The sequence below is a fragment of the Acinetobacter lwoffii genome, assembly GCF_022967985.1.
Lineage (GTDB): Bacteria > Pseudomonadota > Gammaproteobacteria > Pseudomonadales > Moraxellaceae > Acinetobacter.
In genome coordinates this window covers 21,243-44,306 of record NZ_JALJVC010000028.1, presented here as the reverse complement: position 1 = coordinate 44,306, position 23,064 = coordinate 21,243, and the positions used below count along the sequence as shown (strand labels likewise).

The following is a 23,064-nucleotide window of genomic DNA, read 5'->3' as shown; positions in this document are numbered from 1 at the left end:
TTACCCATGTGAGAGTAAGTCATCGCCAGCTCATTATTCGAAATCCCCCTCCGCCAAGGCAGAGGGGGATTTTTTTGTGCGTGGAATTTTAGATAAGATATTTAACATATCTATATCTCAAAGTTGATCAGATTCTTCTGAGACAGAGAATTCCTGTTAATTTGTTTGACCTATTGGGATCTCTGTAAAACTAGCGCTATAAGAGTTTACAAGCTGATCTTATAAACCTTACAAAATAAAAAACCAGCGAATCGCTGGTTTTTTATTGCAGACTATTTTAGCTGAATATATATATCATGGCTGAGATTAATAGGTTGTAGGTATACTTTCATGGTAAAAACTTTAATGGACACAATTAGCGATTACTATTTACCAAATATTAAATAAAATAGCCTAAGTATGGTTAAATTAATTCTCTTTATTCAGTCATTAGAGAGAGTCTTTTAGCATTTTTTTATGCTGTTTTACTTGGTTGGCATAACGTTTACCTTGTTTACGCATTTTACGATTATTTTCATAACCTGACGGACCTACATTATAATAGGCAAGCGCTTTCTTCCAGTCACCGGATGATTGATTATATTTAGAAAGAATATATGTACCACATTGGATATTACTGCTTTCATTGTATAAATCACCTGGGCAGGTTTGTTGCCAATATCTTGGAATCACTTGCATCAAGCCTACCGCACCTGCTGGCGAAGTTGCTTGGCTACGATAAGTAGATTCCTGATGAATCACAGCCGCCACTAGGAGCGGATCTACACCTTGATTTTGTGCATGTTGAACAATTAAAGGTGAAACACGATTAGCTGTACTGGATGGGGTGGAGTAAGCAGTTTGAATGCCTTTAGATAATTTAGCTGCGCGCTTTTCTACCGAGCCTCCGCCCAAAGATGAGCAACCCGCAAAAAGAAAAGTGCTCAATAAAATAGAAGAAAATTTAAAAGAATGAGAATTAAATAGTGAACGTTTAGATTTAATTGGATTTAATAGATGAGAAAAAAACAAACTGTGAATTCCATGCCTGAATAAACGTATTTCGATGTTAGGCAGCCTATATACAAGAGTCAAGCTCGCTGCTGATGAAAGCACTTTATTAATGTACAAACTTTATCTATCTACTAAAAAATCTCTAAGTTGAAAGGTTTTTTAGCATCCAGATTTCACAGGCTTCACTATGTCCGGTATTGCCTTCAGGGTGATCAAGGTGCTGAAAACCTAATTTTTCATAGAGTTTCACCGCTTGCGAAAGCGCTTTAGTTGTTTCTAGATAGACTGACTTAATCTGATGAGTCTGTGCAAATTCAAAGGATAATTCTAAAATTTTTTTGGCAAAACCTTGCTGACGAATTTCAGGTAAAAAGTACATTTTCTGAATTTCTAAAATAGTTGCATTACCTTTTAATGGCGCAATTCCACCACCACCGTAAATTTTATTTTGTTGATCCACAATAACCCAGTAAGCTGATTCCGGTTGCTGATAAACTTGATATAGCTCATCTAGAATAGAATCGCCTACCGCGAAACCAGATTCTGCTGCCAGTCCAAACTCTTGGGACACAGAACGGATAATGCTTGCAATTTGAGTATTATCTTCAGGCTGAATAGGACGAATAGAGTACATATAGAACTGATTTTATTTTGAAAAAACGATGAATTTTTATAACCTTAAATCCTTAAAAAATCCATCGTTTAATTAACTCATGTAAGTTTAATTCGCTATTTAATGAGCAATCACTATTTTAATTCGCTCGATGATTTTTCTAGTTCCCGACGGGCAATAATCAGTTGCTGAATTTGCTGGGTGCCTTCAAAAATATCCAGAATCTTGGAATCACGCGCCCATTTTTCTAAAAGTTCAGTTTCGTTATAACCAGTGGCTGCCGCAAGTTCGACACATTTTAAGGTAATTTCATTACCGATCCGACCGGCCTTGGCTTTGGCAATAGATGCTTCACGTGAATTTGGTTTGTGATTATCGGCCATCCAGGCGGCTTTCAGCATCAGCAAGCGTGATGCTTCCCATTCAGCTTCCATACGATAGATTTGTGCTGCGATATTAGAGCTTTGTAAATACGGTGTGGCATAAGTAGAGTCCAGTTGATCCTTAAAAATCTCCTTGATGCGTTCCAGCGAGGCTTTCGCACAACCAATCGCCATGGCTGCAACCAGCGGGCGAGTATTATCAAAGGTTTCCATTACGCCAGCAAAGCCTTTAGCAACATCGATTTCTGCATGACCGAGCAAGTTTGCTGTAGGTACTCGACAGTTGATAAAGCTAATCGTGGCAGTATCGGATGATTTAATCCCTAATTTATGTTCCAGTCGTTCAACCTTCATTCCTGGAGTACCTTTGGTCACCACAAATGATTTAATTGCCGATCGTCCCAGTTTTTTATCCAAAGTTGCCCAAACGACCACTGCATCAGCACGCTCTCCGGAGGTTACAAAAATCTTCTCACCATTCAGAATATAATCATCACCATCTTTGGTTGCAGTGGTACGAATTGCAGCGGAATCTGAACCGCAACCTGACTCGGTAATCGCCATGGCGGCCCAAGTTTCATGAAAACGGTGCAATTGCTCCTCATTGGCAACAGCTGCAATGGCTGAATTTCCTAATCCTTGGCGTGGCATCGAGAGTAATAAGCCAGTATCGCCATAACACATTTCAATAATGCTTAGGGCGGTAGACATATTGATACCATTTTTATTAGTCGTATCTGCATCGCCACGTTTATTGACTGCTGCACCAGCATTCATGCCTTCACTACCTTGGTTCATGCCATCCACGACTGAAGCGAGCATGTCTAGCTCTATCGGATAAGCATGTTCAGCCTTGTCGTATTTACGTGAAATAGGACGCAAAACATTGAGGGCAACTTCATGTGCTTGATCAATTAAAAGCTTAAATTTTTTTGGAGTTTGTAGATTCATCATTGTTCTTCTTTATGTTCTGATCAGGTATGCAAGCCAGAATGGAGAATGGCAGTGGCTCTCAGGTCTCTATACCAGCGTTCTACCGGATGTTCTTTGGTAAAGCCATGACCACCTAAAATCTGTACACCATCGGTGCCTATTTTCATGGATTTTTCTGCGCAGAGCAGACGCGCTATATAAGCCTCACGATGGAAAGCTTGACCGGATTCAGCCAGACTGGCGGCATTCAAGATCAACATTTGCATCGCATCAATTTCAATGGCCATATCGGCAATCATAAAGGCGACACTCTGACGATGGGAAATCGGTTCACCAAAAGCGATACGTTCATTGGCATATTGCACACAGTATTTTTTGACTGCTTCACAGGTGCCCACCGCCATCGCACACCACATCAAATTGCCCAAATCTACGAATGCACGATAATCAAAATCTTCATCACCCAGACGATATGCCGGAGTGTTTTCAAATTTTAGCGTGACTGTTTCAGTGGCCTTTAAACCCATAGCCGGCGATTTTTTCGCAGTGATGGTACTGTCGCGTTGCACCACAAAGACCTCAGCTCTGCCATCCAGATCAGCACTGACCAGATACAGATCGGCACTTTCTCCCAAGAGCACTAAGGTCTTTTCACCCAGAATTAGATAATGTCCCTGATGTGCAACAGCCTTGGTTTTAAGTTGCTCCGGGTTAAACGCTGCTGTTTTTTCCTGTACTGCAAAGGTGGCCTTTAACTCAGGATTCTCTGCGAAAGCGCCCAGATATTCTGCCTGAATCTGCTCTGAGCCCCAGCGGGTAATGGCGTTAATGACACTAAAAGTCGAAAGTAAGCCAGCCGTCAGACTGAAATCACCCTGAGCTAAATGTTGAGCGATTAAAATATTACTGACGATATTCTGTTCTGATGCAACGCCCCCCAATGCTTCAGGCAGGGCATATAAATTCAAACCTAAATCAGTGCTATATTGCCAGAGTTCATGGGGAAATAATTCATGCTGATCTGCATTATGCGCTAAGGGATAAAGCACCTCTTGGGCAAATTGCTGCATGGCATTACAGGTCATTTGCTGTTCTTCAGTCAGATTCAGATCAAATAAGGATTTGGACTGATGGGGCAAACGCTGTTTTTCAATCTTCTGGCCAGATTTTAGGATTTTCTGGATTTGACTCAGTGTTTTAAATCCTGCTTTTGAACTTTGATAAAGTGATTTTTCTACAAATTTACGCAGTTTTAATTGATCTAATACTTCGCTACCCGCGATTTTTGTCAGTAGGGACAAGCCAAATCCTTGGGCTTTATTCACCATATTATTCATTCTGATTATCCTAAAGGTGTTGTCACGTTATTTTTTTTAATACTGACATGCACTCAGAGATAAAACCATGTCATCCCTGACACGAATGATTGACAATTTTTAGGTTTCGGGGATTGAAGAAATGGAGGAATAAATTAATGAAAAATAAAAGAAAGATAAAAATATAAAAAATCGAATATGTCTAAAAATTGACCCGAATGACAAAATCATCCGGGTCTTTTTGATGCAGGTTTTATTTTAAGAGAGATGATGTTTAATCATCGCACGCACATTGGTTTTGGCATCAATCACGGTCATAAAAGTATAGGCACCAATAAATTTACGGCTAATAAACATAAATTCTTTGGGTGGAACACTGAAATAACGTGAAGCCATAGATCTCGACGCCTGTTGCATCACACGGCTATGCAGCTGGCTTTTTTTCCAGTCATAGCGATTATGTTCATCCATGATGCCGGCTGGCAATTCTTGATTATTTAGCGGTGAACTAAACGCTTCAGTGGCCAGTAAAAAGACTTTGGCCATATCTGGTTTGATGCTTTGCGGAATCGAATCAAAAAATTCATAGCCGGTCATCGCCTTGACCATCATATCCGAGTCATGATGATAGCCTGCCTGAATCAGGTTCCGCGCAACACTGAGCAGACGCTGGTCAAACTGACGGATCGCGCCAAAGTCGAGCAGAACGATCTTGTCATGCACATCAGCGCCATTGCCCAGCCGAACCAGATAGTTACCAAAGTTCGGATCGGTTTGCATCTCGCCCCATTCGAAGATTTCACGCACTGCAATTTCTAGAGAGGCTTCACCTAACTGGTTGCGGCGTTCTTGAGGCAGGGACAACATCACCGGGCTATTGATCGGCACACCGCGTTCGAAGGTCATGCACAGCACACGATCAGAGCAATATTCATTAATAATGGTTGGGACGATATAGCGCGGATCATCTTTTAAACGTGCAGCAAAACGACGCGTGGTATCCGCTTCAATCTGATAATTTACTTCACGGTGCATCATCTCACGGACTTCATCGAACCACTGGTCGAATTCGCGGGTTTGCGGCACGATGCGGGTCAATTTCAGCATGTTTTTAAACAGGCTCATATCCGAATCAATGGCTTCAGCCACACCCGGATACTGAATTTTTAACACCAGTTCCATGCCATCAGATTTTCGGGTGGCGCGATGTACCTGTGCCAAAGAAGCTGTGCCCAAAGGTTCATGATCAATGGTGAGATCGTCCAGTTTTGAACCAAGCTGTTGCTGTAACTGGGTCTTGATGGCTGGCCATGCCAATGCCACCGTCTGATTGTTCAGGGTATTTAGAGCCTGAGTGACTTCTTCTGGCAGAAAATGCTCACCATACAGCGCCATCATCTGGCCAATTTTAACGATAGACCCTTTCAGCTTGCCAATTTCTGCTACCAGATAATCGGCCTGTTCTTTCATGGCTTTTTTACGTTTTTTTTCTTTTTCTTCTTCACTTGAGAACATGGAGCTTGCACTAGAAGCCGCCCAACGCGTGCCTGCCAGCAAGGATGCCTTTGCGATCGATAAGCGTCGATCCATAGAGGAGGTTTTCAGTTGTTTAAGCTTATCGTTCTGATCTGACATGTAAACTCGATCCTTTCATCATCAGCATGAAGCAGAATAAATCATTGTAAGGGATAGTAGCGTTTCTGCACGTATTAAAAAAGTTTAAGCTGCTGAATTCATAGTAAAAGCTAGGCAAGCTTTCATTTATTCACCAACTTGTATCAGTTTAGACGGGGCATTATGCCATTTGAAATTGGATTTTTAATTCAGATCGTTGCTGTAACTGTTGTTTATTTGTTTGAATATGTTGATGAATCAGGCGCTGTACGCTGTCATGCATGAAGCCCAAAGCATAGCCTTTTACAATCACAATACTTGGCAAGCCAAAAAACAGATATTTAGCATCGTCCAATGTCGCATCGGTAAATACGCCATGTTGCACTAAGGTCGACTGCAAAAAAACCTTTTCTTGCTGCACCTGACTGGAGGCTTGGTCATTCCAGTAATTCTGGCGCATCGCCATAAGATTATTGTGCTTATAGCTCATAGATCTGGGCTCATTTGAAGATTGAATGCGGATTATATGTGGGTCATGTGCCAATTTTCAATTGTGCAACTGTTTAATCTTTCATTCCGAGAAAGGCATAGGATTTTTGTCTGGACTGCGTTAATATCAGTGGATAATTTAAACAATATTGATTGTTAAACATTTATTGGGATTGTACCGGTTTCGGTCAAGGGGAAGTTATGCGTCTTGCATGGTTTTTAGTTGCAATTTTTGTGGGTACTGCGGTTCAGACACAGGCTGCTGTTGGGTATTCCAAGGAATATACACAGTGCATGAATTTTAGTTATGGTAATACACCCAAAGCGGAAAAATGCCTGGAAAAAGAGCTGAAAGTTCACAATAAACGTCTGAAGAAAAACTATAAAACTTATCTTAAATTGAATCCGAACCAGACCGCCGCCATTCGCAGTCAGCATGTATTGTGGGAGCGTAAACTGTCCCAGCAATGTAACTTTAGAATGTCAGGAAAATATGCCAAGCAGCAACAGGGTCAATGTATGCTGGCTTTGATCATGGATCAGGCTAATCTTTATCAATCTCGTTCTTATGCGTCCGGTTTTCGATAAATCATCATAGTATTAGCATCGGCATTTAACAGAAACATCCCTGAATAAAGTAAACATTTATAATCATGATCGCTCACAAAAACAGGAATTTTATAATTTTTGTGGGCGTAGAGAATTCGTGTTTTTCATGCTTTAGCATTATAAAAGCAGGCAAAACAAGGTATCATAAGGCGTTTAAAAAAAATGACCTTGGAGACGCCTTAAGTGGATCGACCGACTATTAGCCCTGAACATATGCAGGAAGCCGCTGAAAATTTAACCACCATTCGTGATTTTATTCGTTTTGGTGTGACAGCATTACGTCAATACGATGCACATTTGGGCCAAGGCACAGAAGATTATTTTGCTGAAAGTTCAGCGCTAGTGCTGCAAACCCTGTCGCTAGAATGGAAAGCGGACGCTGAAATTTTAGATGCCAAATTATTACCAAGTGAAAAAGCCGAATTTTTAAGTCTGCTGGAACGCCGTATTAATGAAAAAGTACCAACTTCATATTTATTGAACCTGGCTTACTTCGACGGTAAACCTTATTACGTTGATGAGCGCGTGCTAATCCCTCGTTCACCGATTGCTGAACTGATTCAAAACCGTTTTGCCCCGTATTGCCTGGGTGAACATGGTCAAATGGGTGAGGCAGTCAATAACTTGCCGGAAAACCCGAATCCAAAGACGCCTCAACGTATTCTAGATATGTGTACCGGTTCAGGCTGTATCGCGATTGCCTTGGCTTATGCTTTCCCTGAAGCGGAAGTGGATGCGACTGATATTTCCAAAGAAGCCTTAGAAGTTGCGCAAATCAATACTGAGCATCATGACAAGCAATATCAGATCGCATTGCTTGAATCGGATTTGTTCGAAAAAATTCCAGCCGAAAATCAATACGATTTAATCGTATCTAATCCGCCGTATGTCGATGCGGAAGATATGGCGGATTTGCCTGAGGAATTCCATCATGAGCCTGAGCTTGCGCTTGCTGCAGGTCAGGATGGTCTGGATCTGGTACGTAAAATGCTGGCTCAAGCTGCAGATTATCTGACTGAGAATGGCCTGATCGTGATCGAAGTGGGTAACTCAGAATGGGCAATGCGCCAAAACTTCAATTCGGTTGATTTCTACTGGTTGCAATTCCAGAAAGGTGGTACTGGTATCTTTGCATTGACTGCAGAGCAATGCCGTACCTACCGTGATTTATTCATACAGTCTATTCAAGCATAAGGAGTCGTTTGACATGGCAGGTAATAGTATAGGGCAACTGTTCCGTGTAACGACTTGTGGTGAATCTCATGGTGTTGGCCTGATGGCCATCATCGATGGGGTTCCACCCGGCATTGAGCTGACTGAAGCTGATTTGCAAAAAGATCTGGATCGTCGTAAGCCGGGTACATCGAAATTTGCAACCCAGCGTAAAGAGCCTGATGAAGTAGAAATTATTTCCGGTGTTTTTGAGGGTAAAACCACCGGTACTTCAATTGGTTTGTTGATTCGTAATACGGATCAAAAATCGAAGGACTACGGCAATATCGCACAGACATTCCGCCCGGGTCATGCCGATTATACCTATACCCAAAAGTATGGTTTCCGTGATTATCGTGGTGGTGGGCGTTCAAGTGCGCGAGAAACTGCGATGCGTGTTGCAGCGGGCGCGATTGCCAAGAAATTCCTGTTTGAAAAATTCGGTATTGAAATCCGTGGTCATGTGACTCAGATCGGTACTGAAAAAGCAGAAAAACTGGACTGGAATGAAGTTCCAAATAACCCGTTCTTCTGTGGTGATGTCGATGCCGTTCCACGTTTTGAAGCACTCGTGACTTCATTACGTGAGCAAGGCACAAGCTGTGGCGCACGCCTTGAGATCATTGCTTCTAAAGTGCCAGTGGGTTGGGGTGAACCAGTATTTGATCGTTTAGATGCTGATATTGCCCATGCCATGATGTCAATCAATGCCGTGAAAGGCGTGGAAATTGGTGATGGGTTTAGTGTCGCTGAGCAGTTCGGTCATGAAACCCGTGATGAACTCACAACAGATGGCTTCCTGGCGAACCATGCTGGCGGTATCTTGGGTGGTATTTCTAGCGGTCAGGATATTCGTGTTTCGATTGCGTTGAAACCAACGGCTTCCATCACAACTCCGGGTAAAACCATTACCATTAATCGTGAAGATACGGATGTCCTGACCAAAGGCCGTCATGATCCTTGCGTGGGTGTACGTGCAACCCCAATTGCTGAAGCGATGCTAGCAATTGTTTTGATGGATCACTTCATGCGCCATCGTGCACAAAATGCCGATGTCGTTGCGCCGTTTGAGCCAATTGAACCTAAATAATTTGCTTTATAGAAGCAAATGAAATTAAAGTCAGGCTTCGGTCTGGCTTTTTTATATTTATAAAATGAAAAATAACAATATTCGTTTAGCCCAAGCTACGGACATTCAAAGCATTGTTAAGTTGATCAATACAGCTTATCGATCTAATTTGGGCTGGACGCATGAACATGACATTTTTTTAGGTGATCGAATTAATGAGGCTCAGTTAAGTGAACTTTTAGCACGGCCTGATTTCGAACTTTATGTCTTGGAAAATAATGATCAACTGGTGGGTTGCATTGGTCTGACACACTTGCCAGATTGTTTTGAAATCGGCAGTTTTGCTATTGACTCAGTTCGGCAAAATTCAGGTTATGGTCGAATATTGTTAGATTTCGCTGAATAATACTCCAGAGAAAAAATACCTTTCAAAAAACTTAGAATGTCTGTTCTTAATGTTCGCATTGAATTAATCGCGTATTATGAGCGTCGTGGTTATCACCAAACCGGCAAAACAGAGAGTTACCCACTGGATGCAGATGTTGGACAGCCTTTAGTAGATTTAAATCTGGTGATTTTAGAAAAGAGTCTCGAAAAGATTTATGAAGTTATTTGAATCTATGTTTGATTCTAAGTATGTTTAATAAGAATAATGACAGGATGTATGAATGGAAGTATGGTTAAGTGCTGAATTAAGTAGGGAAGTGTTAACAGAAGATCATCTTGATCTCGAAAATAAAGCACGTAACGCAGTAGAAAATGCCTTAAATGCTCAACTACAAAATAAGTCGTATGATATTCCGATAGATAAATGGAAGTGCATTGAAATTATGATAGGAAATGATAGTTTTGATGAACGTATTTTTTATTCATTTAAACGTAGAAATATGGATTTCCGTTTAAGGATTGATCCAACAACTTTTAAGGCAACAGATGATTTAGGCCGTGAGAGACTCATTTTTAGGATGCTCTTAAGAAGCCTAGATTTGTTAAAAGTTAAGTTTGAAAAATTCCGTCCGAAGCTTGATGCAAAGGTTTATGAGGAGCTTGAAAGACTAAAAAATGATGCACTAAATGTTGCAAAAGATGAAAGTTGGATTTAAAGCGTATTTTAATTAAAGCCAGCGAGAGTGTTTTTTATTTATTATTCATTGAATTTTCCACTATTTTTATCCTGAAACGAGTCGGTTGTTGTATCCTTGCTCATTGACAGGCAATTGAATTGGATGCGATTGCCGCAAAACCCATATCATGAGTTGTTCAATGTTTCAGACTATCTTCACTGTACTGTTTCCGCTTATTGGCCTGATTACTTTGGGCTATGTATTAAAACAAAGGAAATGGCTGGAAGATAGTTTCTGGCGTGGGGCAGAAAAACTTAATTATTTTGTCCTGTTTCCAGTCATGCTATTTTTAAATCTGGCCGTAGCCAAGATTGAAATGGCAGTCATTAAAGATGTGGTTCTGGTGGTCTTTAGCCTTATGGCGGTGGTCAGTATTGCTCTATATGTGCTGCGCAAGATTTATCAGATTGGCTATGCACGTTTTGGGGTCTATGTGCAGGCACTCCTGCGTTTTAATACCTATATCGGACTTGCAGCAGTGAATGCTTTATTTCATCAGCAGGGCATGACCATTTTCGCCGTAGTGATGGTGTTATGTATTCCACTGGTCAATATCTTATCTGTACTGGCATTTACCCGTAGTTCAGATATGCAGATCTTCAAAATCCTGATTGATCTGTTAAAGAACCCTTTAATTCTAGGTTCTCTTGTTGGAGGCCTATTTAATCTTTCAGGCTTATCACTCTGGGCCGGGTTTGAATTATTCCTAAAACAGATTGCCTTATGCAGTTTGCCGCTTGGCTTGATGTGTGTGGGGGCTGCCTTACAATTCCAAGGCTTCCAGCGGGATATCTTACCATTGGGCCTGGCAACTTTTGGACGTTTATTAGGAATGCCACTTGCTGCATTCTTTGTCTGCCAATTATTTGATATTGATACTCTAACCACACAGGTACTGGTGTTGTTTTTTGCTTTACCTACCGCTTCAGCTTCTTATGTACTGACGCGTGTCTATGGGGGAGATAGCCAGTTCATGGCCAGTGTTATCAGTATGCAAACGGTAGTCGCAGCAGGCAGTTTATTGATGATACTTTCTTGGATTATTTAAAACTCTAAAATGCATGATAAAAGTCTAAATTTTGCTTTGGATGATATATACTTTGAATTATTAAAATAGCCTAAGCCATAATGAAACTCTATTTAAGCGCCAAAACTAAATAAGTCTTAGAATTTTATAAAGGGTAGAACTTACTGATTTTACTTACGGCAGCAAAATCTAAAAATTTAATATCGAGGCAATATCCTTCATTACACATGTATGCTGTTAATTAAGAAAAAAATCATGGATAAATTCACCTGAATTAACATAAATAGAAACTGTGTTTTTCCTAAAAATGGTATATAAATTGCTCATGATAATAAAACATTATTGCAGGAGAGAAATGCTTCTGCATTCGCCGAAGGAGCAAGGTCCCAGGAAACTCTCAGGCAAAAGGACTGTGATAATGGATAAAGACTCTGGAGAGAAGTGTTGAATCACTCACCGAAGGGGAAGGTGGCCGCATTGATGTGCAATGCATCTACCGAAGCTCTCAGGTACACATGACAGATGGGAAAAGACATCAATATAATCAAGGAGGTGTCTATGCATCATGTCGTGGTGATTGGAGCCGGGATTACCGGAGTAACCACAGCTTATCAGCTTGCATTATCAGGCTATCAGGTGACCGTGGTGGATCGGCATCTATATCCGGCAATGGAAACATCCTTTGCCAATGGCGGCCAGCTGTCTGCCTGTAATGCCGAAGTCTGGAACCAGAAAGCCACGGTACTCAAAGGCATCAAATGGATGTCACAAAAAACCGCACCACTTTTGCTCAATCCTTCTTTCAGTGTGCATAAATACAGCTGGCTCATGGAATTTCTGGGCAATATCAAACATTATGAAGCCAATACCCGAGAGACTGTACGGCTGGCTTTACTAGCAAGAGCACGTTTATTTGAAATTGCCGAAACAGAAAATATTGATTTTGATCTAGAAAAACGCGGAATTTTACATTTTTATCATAACAAGACGGATTATGATGTTGCGATCAAAGTGAATGATCTGTTGTGTAGCGGTGGTCTGGAGCGCAATGCAATTTCCAATGCAGAAATCAAGCAGATCGAACCTGCATTAACTGGCGATTATTATGCTGGATTCTACTGTCAGAGCGATGCCACCGGCGATATTCATAAATTTAGTACCGGTCTGGCCAAAGCCTGTATGCAAAAAGGTGTGAAATTCGAATTTGGTCAAGATGTTTTCGCTGTTGATCATCAGGCTCAAAATATTCGGGTTAAATGCAAACCTAGTACTGAAAATGTCCATTCCTCTCCAGATGACATTCTGGAAATTAATGCAGATGCCGTTGTGGTCTGTGCAGGGGTTGGTAGCTATCAACTGGCTGAGATTCTTGGTGAACGGGTCAATGTTTATCCAGTCAAAGGCTACTCGATTACCGTGCAACTGAATGATGAGCAGAGCCAGAAAAATGCACCTTGGGTCAGTTTACTGGATGAAAGCGCCAAAATTGTCTTGTCACGTCTAGGCAAGGATCGTTTGCGTGTTGCAGGAACAGCCGAGTTTAATGGCTATAACCGGGATATTCGTGCAGACCGGATTCAACCTTTAATTGACTGGACCAATCGTAATTTTGATCTGTGTACTGAGCATGTCGTACCTTGGGCTGGCTTACGTCCAATGATGCCAAATATGATGCCTGTGGTACGCCGTGGCAAACATGAGCGAGTTTTTTACAATACCGGGCATGGTCATCTGGGCTGGACTTTATCAGCTGCAACGGCTGCAATGATCAGTCAGGAAATTGCGCAATACTATCCTGCTTAAATTGATAGCCCGCTTGCGGGCTGTTTTTTACACCAAAAATCTCATTTTATATAACAATAAATTTTAATATTTTTAAATTAAATCAATCGTATAGGCGATAAATCCCAGTAAAACGCTCACAGCCTTTTTGCTGGCTGCTGACTGCTAAAATAGCTTTGCTATAATTAAATTCATAGCGGCAGTCATTTTCGTTATCGGTGATCTGGTTTTTTGTCTCAGGCGTAGTATAGGCTAAAAAAGGAATGATCTGCTTCTCGGTTCGGTTATTCGGATTACGATAGGCAAGACCTTCAATCTTGATGCGGTCTTTGGTCAGTTGATGAATCTTGAGATGTACAGGTTGCTTGGAGATTTGTCCCTGTTCAAACTTAATATAATGCTGGGTCAGACTTTGATTCAGCGAAATATAGACATTTAAATCATCTAAACGCCATTCAAATTGCTGTTTAAAACAGTCTAGCGTTTTGCACTGCTGTAAACGCGTGGCCCATAATTGTTGGCTATCTTGCAATAAGCGCACAGGTGCATCAGTAATCAGAAAAGCAGTAAAGTATTGGTCTGTGAGTTTTTCACGAGATTCAGCCAGTGATGCTGAGCAGACTTTATTCATGGCAGCCGTTTTTTTGCTGTCATCGCTACAGTTTAGTGTGATCGCTGAGCTACCCGTAGAAATCATCCCCAGAACGAGCATCAGGCCAATTATTTTCAACATATTTATATCAGTTTTCAGTAGCATGATCGCTTATACTTTCACTGTGTTACGCTTGATCTAACTATAGCGAAATAGAAAGCAAGTGTACAAGATTTCAATGGGCTATTTCTAAAGGATGTATAAGGTGATCGCACAAATTCGTATTGGCCAGGGTCTGGATGTGCATGCATTTGAAGAAGGTGATTTTGTCACTCTGGCAGGTATTCAAATTCCGCATACTCACGGTCTGAAAGCACATTCGGATGGTGATGTAGTGCTGCATGCACTCTGTGATGCTTTGTTGGGTGCTTTGGCGCTTGGAGATATTGGCCAGCATTTCCCTGATACAGATCCTGAGTTTAAAGGTGCAGATAGCCGAGTACTACTCAAGCATGTCTATCAGCTAATTCTGGATCGTGGTTATCACCTGAATAATGCCGATATTACCGTGGCTTGTGAACGTCCAAAACTGGCGAAATACAATCTGGCGATGCGTCAAAGTATTGCAGATGTCTTGGATGTTGATGTGACTCAAATCAGTATCAAAGCCACCACCACTGAACAGTTAGGTTTTACCGGTCGTCAGGAAGGAATTATGTCCATGGCAACCGTGCTATTGAGCCACAGCAAATAAAATCAGGCAAAATAATTCGGATTAATCAAGGAAAGTTCCAGTTCCTGAGTTGCTTTACGGCCTTGTAGCTGTAGAGCAACCGCATGCATTAAACCGGTCCAGGTTTCATTCGGTTCCCAGATCTGATGCAAGTGTTCTTGTGCTGTAGGCAGATCCATATCCATATAGTATTGACGATATAAATACATCAGACAGCTGACATGGTAGTTTTGCGAACAATGTACCCAGACCATTTGCTCTTTTACCAGATGATCGATCAGGTCCAGTACCAGCAGGCATTGATTGTCTGAAGGGGTTTCCCAGGAAATCGGAACCTGAATATAGTTCAGTCCCAGCTCAAGGCAAATTTTATCTTCATGCGGCAGATACTGTTCGCTATCGGTCAGCGCCACATTGATGACAGTAGATACACCGTATTCTTTCATCAGCTGTAATTGGGTAGTGGTCGGTTGACCGGAGCTAAACAGATGTTCGTGTATGAACTGAAAATTCTCAATCTGGCTTAATGCCGTTTCAATATCATTCATCAGATAAATTTTCCTTGTTCTAGAAATGCAAACGCCATCTTGGCGATGGCGTTGGTCAGATCATTTAACGATTAGGTAAAATGTCTTTCAATGCCTCATGCATGTCGAGTAAAACTTTTTCAGTCGTTTCCCAGTCGATACAGCCATCCGTAACGGATTGACCGTATTCCATATCATTCAGGTTCGCCGGAATGTCCTGACGACCACCCTTAAGATGACTTTCTACCATAATACCAACAATTGACTTGTTTCCATCAAGAATTTGTTCTGAAATGTTTTTAAGTACAAGTGGTTGCAGGTACGGGTCTTTATTAGAGTTGGCATGGCTGGCATCAATCATGATCTTGGTGCTGACCTTGGCCTTGGCTAGCGCGGCTTCCGCATCTGCGACCGAGCCTGCATCGTAGTTCGGCTTGCCATTACCGCCACGCAGTACCACGTGCGCATAAGGGTTACCTGAAGTACGAATCACAGCCACTTGGCCTTGATCATTCAGACCCAGGAAGCTATGGCCGTGTTTCACAGATTGCATCGCATTGGTCGCGACAGTTAAACCGCCGTCAGTACCATTTTTAAAGCCGACTGGTGACGAAAGACCAGAAGACATTTCACGATGCGTCTGGCTTTCTGTAGTACGTGCACCAATCGCTGACCATGAAATCAGGTCTTGGTAATACTGTGGCGAGTTTGGATCAAGTGCTTCAGTTGCACATGGCAAGCCCATTTCATTTAGTTCAAGTAATAGCTTGCGACCGATACGCAGACCTTTTTCAATATTGAATGAATCATTCATATCCGGGTCATTGATCAGGCCTTTCCAGCCTACGGTAGTTCGTGGTTTTTCAAAATAAACCCGCATCACGATATATAAGCTGTCTTTAACTTTTTCGCTCAGTACTTTTAAGCGCTCAGCATATTCATGCGCCGCCGCCGGATCATGGATAGAACAAGGGCCGATTACAACGAACAGGCGTTTGTCTTCACCATCCAGAATTTTACGAATCGTTTCACGACCATGCAGTACGGTTTGATAAGCAGTTTCAGTCAACGGTAACTCTGCTTTAAGCTCGGCAGGAGTTACCAGAGGAATCATGCTGTGGATATTCACGTCATCAATATCTGATGCTGAAATAGGATTTGACTGTTGTGTATTCATTGCCGTCACTGGTTCGATCATACAAAAGGTTGTTTAATAGCCCGAATATAACATGAATGATGCGTCACTTTGTTATAAAAAAGATGAATACTTCTTTGAAAAAAAAGTGATGAATCGGATAGTTAACTTAAACGGACGGGGAATTTTGGCTCACAATTATCATTGCTGTTTCAGCAGGTTGAGCCGGTTTTGATTTCACAGGATTAATCATGAAATTCACGCCCAGCGCAAACAGGGTAATGCCTAAAATTTTGCGGATCAGTTTTTCCGGCATACGTGAACTGAGTAAAGTGCCGACAATAATCGCTGGAATAGATCCCACCAATAACCACATGAGCAGCATGAAATCGACATTGCCTGAAGACATATGACCCAGACCTGCAACCAGGGTCAGTAACACCGCATGCACCACGTCAGAGCCAATAATACGAATCATCGGCAGATTCGGGAACATCACTACAAGTGCCATGATACCGAATGCGCCGGCACCCACTGAAGAAAGCGTGACAAATATACCTAAGATAATGCCCATAATGATAATGGCTACGCGCTTATCTTTAGCTTGCAGTTTTACTTTTTCCAGATCCTGCGTCATATCCGGCAGTTCTTGTTTTCTGTATTTATTGAAAAGATTTTCGATTTGGGTGCGAAACAGAATAGATAAACCGGTAATGGTCAACATAAAGCCCAATACCATGGTCAGGACGGCCTTGTAATGCGTTGATTGGCTCAGATAGTTCTCGAGTACCCAATGCGTTGCAAAAGATGCGGGAATACTGCCAACGGCCAGCCAGATCACAATCGGCCAGACAATATTCATTTTCTTGGCATGCACAAACGAGCCACAGAATTTAGAAATCGCGGCATAGAGCAGGTCAGTACCAATCGCGATATGCGGTTCAATCCGGAATAAACTGATAAGAATTGGCGTCATTAATGAACCGCCACCGACACCGGTGACACCTACACAAAAACCTACCAGAACGCCTGCTAAAATAAATTCAATCGGACCAAACATGCATATATGCCAAAATCAAAAAACGAGCATATCTTATGACTTTTGGATATAAGTCGTTGTCTTGATTATTGATTTACTTATGCATAAAAAAGATAAAGCTAGGTGAAGAATATTAGGTGATCTTTCATGTTTATTCACTGGGTTATGTATAAAGTGCGAATATAATGATTGATTTTAACTGTCCGATTTGCCCCATTTCTGTCTAATTGAATGTACCTGTAAATGTCGATTTAATTCTTTTTATGCAAGCTCCCTTATTGACTAAGTTATTCTAAACGGTGGGTTTCTTAAAATTAGAAGATACTTAAGCTTCTTCCGGAATAGCCATAGGATTATGTTAGAATCCCGATTCAATAAATTTCCATGCGGATCTGAGAGGAAACCCACTTGCTAAATCGAAAACTTAAAATTGGAATCGTGGTCGGTGAAGTTTCTGGAGATACGCTTGGCGCAAAATTGATTCGCCGTTTTAGTGAGCAAGGCATTGATGCTGAATTTGAAGGTATCGGTGGGCCACAAATGATCGCTGAAGGCTTTAAAAGCTATTATCCGATGGATATTTTATCGGTGATGGGCATTGTCGAAGTTTTAAAAGATATTAAAAAACTGTTTGCTGTGCGGGATGGTCTGGTGGAAACCTGGACTAAAGATCCGGTCGATATTTTTATCGGGATTGATGCGCCTGATTTTAACCTGCGTTTGTCAAAAACCATTAAACAAAAACAGTTACCGATTAAAACCGTGCAATACGTCAGTCCTTCGGTCTGGGCATGGCGTCAAGGCCGTATACATGGCATTAAAGCCAGTATTGATTTGGTGCTGTGCCTGTTTCCATTTGAAAAAGCGTTCTTTAAAAAATGGGATGTTCCTGCAGCTTTTGTCGGACATCCGCTCGCCAGTCAGTTGCCGCTTGAAAATCCAATTCTGGAGGCTCAGACAGAATTAGGCCTAGACCCAGATCAGAAATATATTGCATTATTACCGGGAAGCCGCCGTGGCGAGATTGAGCGTTTGGGACCTTTGGTTCTGGATGCAGCTAATATTCTGCATCACAAATATCCGGATTATACCTTTCTGATTCCTGCGATTAATGATGCACGCAAGCAGCAAATCGAAAGTTTACTGGCCACTTATCCTGAGAGCTTAAAAACCCAAATTCGCTTGATGGAAAATACCAGCGCTGAATCCAAAATTGGCCGTCAGGTCATGAATGCATCCAATATTATTGCACTGGCGTCTGGAACTGCAACGCTTGAAGCGATGTTGCTGCACCGTCCGATGGTGACTTTTTATAAATTGCACTGGCTGACCTATCGAATTGCCAAATTACTGGTAAAAATCCCATATTTTTCATTACCAAATATAATTGCTGGCAAAAAAGTGATTCAAGAACTCATCCAATCCGCTGCTACACCTGAAAATCTGGCAGCTGAAATTGAAAAACTGATGGATATTGAAGCAGCGCAGATTCAGGTTATGCAGCATATCACCATGCACAAGCAGCTACTTTCTGGCAATAGCGAAGATCCGGTCACAGCAGTATTGGCATTAGTCCAGTAATTTTAGTCTGGTAATAAAGACTGGTTCTTCTGACAATTCAGCCGGTATTGGGTCGGCGTCTGTTCAAACTGTTTTTTAAAACTTTGACTAAACGCCGTCTCGGATGAATAACCAACCAGATAAGCGATCTGCTGGATACCAAATCCACTATTTCTCAAATATTGCGCTGCCAGACGCAGGCGGTGCTGTTGCAGATAGGCAAGGGGCGGTTCACCGACAATCTGGGTAAATAACTGGGCGAATTTGGAACGTGACATATGACATTGTTCGGCCAGACTTTCTACAGTCCAGAATTGTTCAGGTTTGCCATGAATCGCTGCCAGTGCATTGGATAGTTCCGGATGCGAGAGCGCATTTAGCCAGCTCGAGGCATTTTCCAGGTTTAAAATATAATCACGTACGCATTCAATCAGTAAAATACTGACCAGATGATCCAGAATCTTGTCACGTCCGGGACGAAGCTGCTGGGTTTCCAGTGCCAGAAACTGCAAGCCAACCTGTAACCATTCTGGCGCCGTATCACCCAGAATATGTTGAATATGCAGGTATTTAGGTAATGCACTCAAAAGAGGTTTGGCCATCTGGATATCCAAGCTAGAACGAATAGCCAGTATGAAACTATGCTCCGCCGAATTTTCCCGATTGAGATCAACACATTGCTGTGCATTGCTCTGAAAATAAGGATTAATCGCATGGTGCTCAGAAAAATCGGCATTGTCTGGGCAGGAAACATGATGGGAGGAACCTGCGGGTAATAGCACCAGATCACCTTGTTGCAGCTCCAGTCGATCACCATTCATGAACTTTAATTGCGCCTGTCCTTGTAACAGGATATAGGCCAGCATAAAGGGTTCATGTTGATAGTCAAAGCCGCCCGGATGAAATACATTCAGATAAAGATATTCCGATTTTTCCAGATGAATATCATCAAAAATTTTACTTAAAGCATCCATGCCTAACTCTATTCTTCTGTTTTATTTCATTTAATTGACTATAAATTTTTTAACTTTGTGATTTTAGGCCAGAATTTGGCAGCATGTGCCAAAGACGCTGACATAGCTTTTCTGGACGTTGAATACTGTTCGCTACTGCTGAAATAATCAACTATAAGTGCAGAGTAACATAAAAAAGGAAGGTCGCAATGAATGCCCCTGCACAAATCCAGAAAGCGCAGTTTACGCAGGAAGCGTCGGCACTAAAAGGTGTCAAGCTGGATAAAAAACGTTTTGGCTGGTTGCTCAGCCCAGGTCTGCCTGTGATCGGAATGGGAATTCTGGCCGGTTATCATTTTGGTCCCAAAGCGACTAAAAAAGTCTTTGCCATGGGCGGACTATTATTACTGCACGTAATCATTCCGACTCTGGATGCCCTGATTGGCGATGATGCCAATAACCCAAATGATGAGCAGATCAAGGCACTGGTTAACGATCCTTATTATGACCGCATTGTAAAAGCATTTATTCCCTTGCAAATGGCAGCCAATGCCTTTGCCGGTTATGTCGTAAGCCGGCCAAATGTGTCTTTGCTGGATCAGGTACTGCTTGGAGTTTCTATGGGTGCGATTAATGGTGTGGGGGTGAATACCGCACATGAACTCAGCCATCGTCCCCAGAAAAAAGACCATTACTGGTCTCATGCCAGCCTGATGCCTTTGGGCTATAACCATTTCCGGATCGAACATCCTTATGGACACCATAAACGGGTGGCGACACCAGAAGATCCGGCATCTTCAAAAATGGGTGAATCTTTTTACCGTTTCTGGCCACGTACCGTAATAGGCGGATTAAAATCTGCAATCCAGATTGAAAAAAGACGGCTCGAGCGTAAGGGACTGAAATTCTTTAATCAGGAAAATGAGCTGTTTCATGGTTGGGCCATGAGTGCCGGCTATCATGCCTTGATGCTAAAGGCGTATGGCAAGAAAATTATTCCTTATACACTGACACAGGCATTTTATGGCGTTAGCCTGTTTGAGATTGTGAATTATATCGAGCACTACGGACTGAAACGTGGACAGAAAGCGGATGGCAGTTATGAGCGAACCTTGCCGGAACATAGCTGGAATAACAACAATATCGTAACTAATCTGTTTTTGTATCAGTTACAACGCCATTCTGATCATCATGCTTTTCCAAGCCGTCCATTTCAGGCGTTGCGGCATTTTGATGAAGCGCCAGAATTACCCAGCGGTTATGCAACCATGCTGATTCCAGCCTTGATTCCACCTTTATGGTACAAAATCATGGATCAGCGGGTATATCAGCACTATCAGGGCGATTTAAGTAAGGCTAATATCTTGCCTTCCAAGCGTGCCAAGCTATTTAAAAAATTTGGTGTAAATAACTCTACAGCTTAATGAATTACAAAATAAAAATGCGCCGATAAAGGCGCATTTTTTGATTAATTCTGCCTAGAACCAGTCGGCTTGCATATTCAGGCAAGTATCATCCAGATGCATCAGTAATTTGGCCTGATGTTCAATTTCAGGGAGTTCCCAGCGAATAAAATATTGAGCTGCCTGAATTTTCCCTGCCAGAAAAGTCTGATCTTCTGCCTGCGAAGATGTGCCAAACTTGAGTTGAGCCTGATTCGCCATTTCCAGCCATAGCCAGGCTAGGATGGTCTTACCCATCATATCCAGATACAGGCCTGAATTGGCCAAAGCTTCGCTGACTTTGCCTTGATGCAAGGCCTGGCCTAAAATCTGTGTAGTCTTTTGCACAGTGGCAAGATGCTGTTTATAGATCTTTGCGAGTTCCACTATCTTAGGTTCATGAATCTCTGACAAGGTCTTCTGGATGCGCTGCATGAGCAGATTGAGCCCTTTGCCATTATGCTGCCAGAGTTTACGTCCCAGCAGATCCAGAGATTGAATGCCGTAAGTTCCTTCATGAATCGGATTGAGCCGGTTATCACGGTAACATTGCTCCACCGGATATTCACGAGTATAACCCGCGCCGCCCAGGACCTGAATAGCCAGATCATTGGCTTTCGGACCATAGGCAGAAGGGAAAGATTTGACCACCGGGGTGATGAGATCAAGCAGAATTGCACTATCTTCATCTTGAGCTGCCTGAAGTTCATCAATTAATCGGGCTGCAAATAAGCAAAGTGCCAGCGAACCTTCTACATATGACTTTTGCGCCAGTAGCATGCGTTTGACATCGGTATGTTCAATGATATTTACTGGTTTCGAGTCAGGTGTTTTTTCATGAACTGGCCGGCCTTGCGGACGGTTTTTAGCATAATCCAGAGATTCCAGATAGCCACGATAACCAATCATGGCTGCGCCCAGACCGACACCCACACGTGCTTCATTCATCATCTTGAACATATATTTTAAGCCATGACCGGGTTCACCAATTAAATAGCCTAAGCAATTATCATTTTCTCCAAAGCTTAAAACTGTAGATGTAGTACCTCGATAGCCCATTTTGTGCAGTAAGCCAGCCAGCTGTACATCATTAGCTTCACCGAGTGAACCATCCTCGTTGGTTTTGAATTTTGGTACGATAAACAGGGAAATTCCTTTCACGCCTTGCGGCGCATCCTGAATCCGCGCCAAGACCAGATGCACAATATTTTCGGTAATGTCCTGATCGCCACCCGAAATAAACATTTTCTGGCCTTTAATTTTATAAATTCCATCTGCCTGAGGAATGGCTTTAGTGGTCAGATCGCCCAAAGAGGAACCTACATTCGGCTCTGTCATGGCCATGGTGCCAGCAAAGCGGCCACTCAACATATGCGGTAGGAATATTTGCTTTTGTTTTGGGGAGGCAAAAGCCTGTATCAGGTTCGCCGCAGCGGCCGTTAGAAAAGAATAAGCCACGGTGGACGGATTGGCCGACATAAAATAAGCATTGCAGGCCATATTCACTAAAGTGGGCAGTTGCATGCCACCATCTGCATAATCATGCTGGGCGCAAAGCAGGCCGGCATCGGCAAACTGTTGCCAGGCTGTCTTCACTTCATCAATGGTTTTGACCTGTTTGCCATCAAAGTTCGGTTCTTGTTGATCAGCTTTGGCATTATGCGGCGCAAAATAATCAGTCGCGATACCTTTTGCCGTTTCCAGAATACTGTCGAAAGTATTTTTGTCATGATCCTGATAGCGTTGCAGTTTAGTCAGCGCTTCAAGTTTGAATACGTCATAAAGCTGGAAATGCAGATCTTTATCATTAATCAGTTGGGTCACGGTACTATCCTGAATGTGCAATCCTTGAGATAGCATCAAGACTAGCAGTTGCTTTTATTGAGGAGGATTGTCAATAATGACATGAATCGGGTGAA

The 23,064-nt window shown here is 42.2% G+C and carries 21 protein-coding genes, 1 pseudogene and 1 riboswitch; of the genes and pseudogenes, 10 read left to right on the top strand and 12 right to left on the bottom strand.

Annotated features, from left to right (window positions below; genetic code table 11):
• Nucleotides 1–429: 429 nt before the first annotated feature.
• From MWG72_RS14175 to MWG72_RS14150, 6 genes are all read right to left on the bottom strand, one after another.
• Nucleotides 430–1,011 (bottom strand): lytic transglycosylase domain-containing protein, encoded by a 582-nt coding sequence (locus tag MWG72_RS14175; RefSeq protein ID WP_086044746.1) that lies wholly within the window; start codon nucleotides 1,009–1,011, stop codon nucleotides 430–432.
• Between the two features lie 124 nt (nucleotides 1,012–1,135).
• Nucleotides 1,136–1,627: a GNAT family N-acetyltransferase gene (locus MWG72_RS14170; protein ID WP_247144318.1), complete on the bottom strand. Its 492-nt coding sequence runs from the start codon at nucleotides 1,625–1,627 to the stop codon at nucleotides 1,136–1,138.
• A 113-nt stretch (nucleotides 1,628–1,740) separates the two neighbouring features.
• Nucleotides 1,741–2,940 carry an acyl-CoA dehydrogenase family protein gene (locus MWG72_RS14165; protein ID WP_247144317.1) on the bottom strand — a complete coding sequence of 400 codons (1,200 nt, stop codon included), beginning with the start codon at nucleotides 2,938–2,940 and terminating at the stop codon, nucleotides 1,741–1,743.
• A 23-nt stretch (nucleotides 2,941–2,963) separates the two neighbouring features.
• Nucleotides 2,964–4,250: an acyl-CoA dehydrogenase family protein gene (locus MWG72_RS14160; RefSeq protein ID WP_247144319.1), complete on the bottom strand. Its 1,287-nt coding sequence runs from the start codon at nucleotides 4,248–4,250 to the stop codon at nucleotides 2,964–2,966.
• A gap of 246 nt (nucleotides 4,251–4,496) precedes the next feature.
• Nucleotides 4,497–5,873 (bottom strand): ABC1 kinase family protein, encoded by a 1,377-nt coding sequence (locus MWG72_RS14155; protein WP_247144316.1) that lies wholly within the window; start codon nucleotides 5,871–5,873, stop codon nucleotides 4,497–4,499.
• Between the two features lie 160 nt (nucleotides 5,874–6,033).
• Nucleotides 6,034–6,342 carry a hypothetical protein gene (locus MWG72_RS14150; protein ID WP_247144315.1) on the bottom strand — a complete coding sequence of 103 codons (309 nt, stop codon included), beginning with the start codon at nucleotides 6,340–6,342 and terminating at the stop codon, nucleotides 6,034–6,036.
• 200 nt (nucleotides 6,343–6,542) lie between these two features.
• Between MWG72_RS14150 and MWG72_RS14145 the strand changes: the two genes are divergently transcribed.
• The 7 genes and pseudogenes from MWG72_RS14145 (at nucleotide 6,543) to MWG72_RS14115 (ending at nucleotide 13,185) form a co-directional block, all read left to right on the top strand.
• Nucleotides 6,543–6,929 (top strand): lysozyme inhibitor LprI family protein, encoded by a 387-nt coding sequence (locus MWG72_RS14145; RefSeq protein ID WP_004647104.1) that lies wholly within the window; start codon nucleotides 6,543–6,545, stop codon nucleotides 6,927–6,929.
• A gap of 204 nt (nucleotides 6,930–7,133) precedes the next feature.
• A complete protein-coding gene (gene prmB / locus MWG72_RS14140; protein WP_044108320.1) occupies nucleotides 7,134–8,144 on the top strand; it encodes a 50S ribosomal protein L3 N(5)-glutamine methyltransferase in 1,011 nt (336 codons plus the stop codon).
• A 13-nt stretch (nucleotides 8,145–8,157) separates the two neighbouring features.
• Nucleotides 8,158–9,252 carry a chorismate synthase gene (gene aroC / locus MWG72_RS14135; RefSeq protein ID WP_247144314.1) on the top strand — a complete coding sequence of 365 codons (1,095 nt, stop codon included), beginning with the start codon at nucleotides 8,158–8,160 and terminating at the stop codon, nucleotides 9,250–9,252.
• 64 nt (nucleotides 9,253–9,316) lie between these two features.
• Nucleotides 9,317–9,847, top strand: a pseudogene (locus tag MWG72_RS14130) (GNAT family N-acetyltransferase).
• 52 nt (nucleotides 9,848–9,899) lie between these two features.
• Nucleotides 9,900–10,334, top strand: coding sequence for an Imm44 family immunity protein (locus tag MWG72_RS14125; RefSeq protein ID WP_247144313.1), 435 nt, complete (start codon nucleotides 9,900–9,902; stop codon nucleotides 10,332–10,334).
• Between the two features lie 160 nt (nucleotides 10,335–10,494).
• Entirely contained in the window at nucleotides 10,495–11,403 is a 909-nt protein-coding gene (locus MWG72_RS14120) for an AEC family transporter (RefSeq protein WP_247144312.1), read from the top strand.
• Nucleotides 11,404–11,717: 314 nt separating this feature from the next.
• Nucleotides 11,718–11,805, top strand: a riboswitch (glycine riboswitch).
• 135 nt (nucleotides 11,806–11,940) lie between these two features.
• On the top strand, nucleotides 11,941–13,185 hold the full coding sequence (locus tag MWG72_RS14115; protein WP_247144311.1) for a D-amino acid dehydrogenase: 1,245 nt from the start codon (nucleotides 11,941–11,943) through the stop codon (nucleotides 13,183–13,185).
• 82 nt (nucleotides 13,186–13,267) lie between these two features.
• Here the strand turns inward: MWG72_RS14115 and MWG72_RS14110 are convergent, their stop codons facing one another.
• Complete coding sequence (locus MWG72_RS14110; RefSeq protein WP_247144310.1) at nucleotides 13,268–13,921, bottom strand: A1S_1983 family putative colistin resistance protein; 654 nt, start codon at nucleotides 13,919–13,921, stop codon at nucleotides 13,268–13,270.
• Nucleotides 13,922–14,021: 100 nt separating this feature from the next.
• Here MWG72_RS14110 and ispF point away from each other — a divergent pair, with 100 nt between their 5' ends.
• A complete protein-coding gene (gene ispF / locus MWG72_RS14105; protein ID WP_005262776.1) occupies nucleotides 14,022–14,510 on the top strand; it encodes a 2-C-methyl-D-erythritol 2,4-cyclodiphosphate synthase in 489 nt (162 codons plus the stop codon).
• Between the two features lie 2 nt (nucleotides 14,511–14,512).
• Here ispF and MWG72_RS14100 read toward each other — a convergent pair whose 3' ends face one another.
• The 3 genes from MWG72_RS14100 to MWG72_RS14090 all read right to left on the bottom strand — a co-directional run bounded on the left by MWG72_RS14100 (nucleotide 14,513) and on the right by MWG72_RS14090 (nucleotide 17,211).
• Entirely contained in the window at nucleotides 14,513–15,037 is a 525-nt protein-coding gene (locus tag MWG72_RS14100) for a protein tyrosine phosphatase family protein (protein ID WP_004280464.1), read from the bottom strand.
• A 64-nt stretch (nucleotides 15,038–15,101) separates the two neighbouring features.
• On the bottom strand, nucleotides 15,102–16,193 hold the full coding sequence (locus MWG72_RS14095) for a 3-deoxy-7-phosphoheptulonate synthase (RefSeq protein WP_174766804.1): 1,092 nt from the start codon (nucleotides 16,191–16,193) through the stop codon (nucleotides 15,102–15,104).
• Between the two features lie 127 nt (nucleotides 16,194–16,320).
• Nucleotides 16,321–17,211 carry a sulfite exporter TauE/SafE family protein gene (locus MWG72_RS14090; RefSeq protein WP_247144309.1) on the bottom strand — a complete coding sequence of 297 codons (891 nt, stop codon included), beginning with the start codon at nucleotides 17,209–17,211 and terminating at the stop codon, nucleotides 16,321–16,323.
• Between the two features lie 387 nt (nucleotides 17,212–17,598).
• Here MWG72_RS14090 and lpxB point away from each other — a divergent pair, with 387 nt between their 5' ends.
• Nucleotides 17,599–18,771, top strand: coding sequence for a lipid-A-disaccharide synthase (lpxB, locus tag MWG72_RS14085; protein ID WP_004280460.1), 1,173 nt, complete (start codon nucleotides 17,599–17,601; stop codon nucleotides 18,769–18,771).
• A 2-nt stretch (nucleotides 18,772–18,773) separates the two neighbouring features.
• On the opposite strand, the gene MWG72_RS14080 is transcribed toward lpxB, so the two are convergent.
• Nucleotides 18,774–19,724, bottom strand: a complete 951-nt coding sequence (locus MWG72_RS14080) for an AraC family transcriptional regulator (protein ID WP_005262782.1) — start codon at nucleotides 19,722–19,724, stop codon at nucleotides 18,774–18,776.
• A 188-nt stretch (nucleotides 19,725–19,912) separates the two neighbouring features.
• On the opposite strand from MWG72_RS14080, the gene MWG72_RS14075 reads away from it, so the two are divergent.
• Entirely contained in the window at nucleotides 19,913–21,127 is a 1,215-nt protein-coding gene (locus MWG72_RS14075) for an alkane 1-monooxygenase (protein ID WP_004280457.1), read from the top strand.
• A 54-nt stretch (nucleotides 21,128–21,181) separates the two neighbouring features.
• Here the strand turns inward: MWG72_RS14075 and MWG72_RS14070 are convergent, their stop codons facing one another.
• Nucleotides 21,182–23,005: an acyl-CoA dehydrogenase gene (locus tag MWG72_RS14070; protein WP_191112273.1), complete on the bottom strand. Its 1,824-nt coding sequence runs from the start codon at nucleotides 23,003–23,005 to the stop codon at nucleotides 21,182–21,184.
• Nucleotides 23,006–23,064 lie beyond the last annotated feature (59 nt).

What these genes read in the sequence shown, in the direction of transcription:
- MWG72_RS14170 (WP_247144318.1), bottom strand. Translation starts at nt 1,627, where the DNA reads ATGTACTCTATTCGTCCTATTCAGCCTGAAGATAATACTCAAATTGCA.
- MWG72_RS14165 (WP_247144317.1), bottom strand. Translation starts at nt 2,940, where the DNA reads ATGAATCTACAAACTCCAAAAAAATTTAAGCTTTTAATTGATCAAGCA.
- MWG72_RS14160 (WP_247144319.1), bottom strand. Translation starts at nt 4,250, where the DNA reads ATGGTGAATAAAGCCCAAGGATTTGGCTTGTCCCTACTGACAAAAATC.
- MWG72_RS14155 (WP_247144316.1), bottom strand. Translation starts at nt 5,873, where the DNA reads ATGTCAGATCAGAACGATAAGCTTAAACAACTGAAAACCTCCTCTATG.
- MWG72_RS14150 (WP_247144315.1), bottom strand. Translation starts at nt 6,342, where the DNA reads ATGAGCTATAAGCACAATAATCTTATGGCGATGCGCCAGAATTACTGG.
- MWG72_RS14145 (WP_004647104.1), top strand. Translation starts at nt 6,543, where the DNA reads ATGCGTCTTGCATGGTTTTTAGTTGCAATTTTTGTGGGTACTGCGGTT.
- aroC (WP_247144314.1), top strand. Translation starts at nt 8,158, where the DNA reads ATGGCAGGTAATAGTATAGGGCAACTGTTCCGTGTAACGACTTGTGGT.
- MWG72_RS14125 (WP_247144313.1), top strand. Translation starts at nt 9,900, where the DNA reads ATGGAAGTATGGTTAAGTGCTGAATTAAGTAGGGAAGTGTTAACAGAA.
- MWG72_RS14120 (WP_247144312.1), top strand. Translation starts at nt 10,495, where the DNA reads ATGTTTCAGACTATCTTCACTGTACTGTTTCCGCTTATTGGCCTGATT.
- MWG72_RS14115 (WP_247144311.1), top strand. Translation starts at nt 11,941, where the DNA reads ATGCATCATGTCGTGGTGATTGGAGCCGGGATTACCGGAGTAACCACA.
- MWG72_RS14110 (WP_247144310.1), bottom strand. Translation starts at nt 13,921, where the DNA reads ATGCTACTGAAAACTGATATAAATATGTTGAAAATAATTGGCCTGATG.
- MWG72_RS14100 (WP_004280464.1), bottom strand. Translation starts at nt 15,037, where the DNA reads ATGAATGATATTGAAACGGCATTAAGCCAGATTGAGAATTTTCAGTTC.
- MWG72_RS14095 (WP_174766804.1), bottom strand. Translation starts at nt 16,193, where the DNA reads ATGAATACACAACAGTCAAATCCTATTTCAGCATCAGATATTGATGAC.
- MWG72_RS14090 (WP_247144309.1), bottom strand. Translation starts at nt 17,211, where the DNA reads ATGTTTGGTCCGATTGAATTTATTTTAGCAGGCGTTCTGGTAGGTTTT.
- MWG72_RS14080 (WP_005262782.1), bottom strand. Translation starts at nt 19,724, where the DNA reads ATGGATGCTTTAAGTAAAATTTTTGATGATATTCATCTGGAAAAATCG.
- MWG72_RS14075 (WP_004280457.1), top strand. Translation starts at nt 19,913, where the DNA reads ATGAATGCCCCTGCACAAATCCAGAAAGCGCAGTTTACGCAGGAAGCG.
- MWG72_RS14070 (WP_191112273.1), bottom strand. Translation starts at nt 23,005, where the DNA reads ATGCTATCTCAAGGATTGCACATTCAGGATAGTACCGTGACCCAACTG.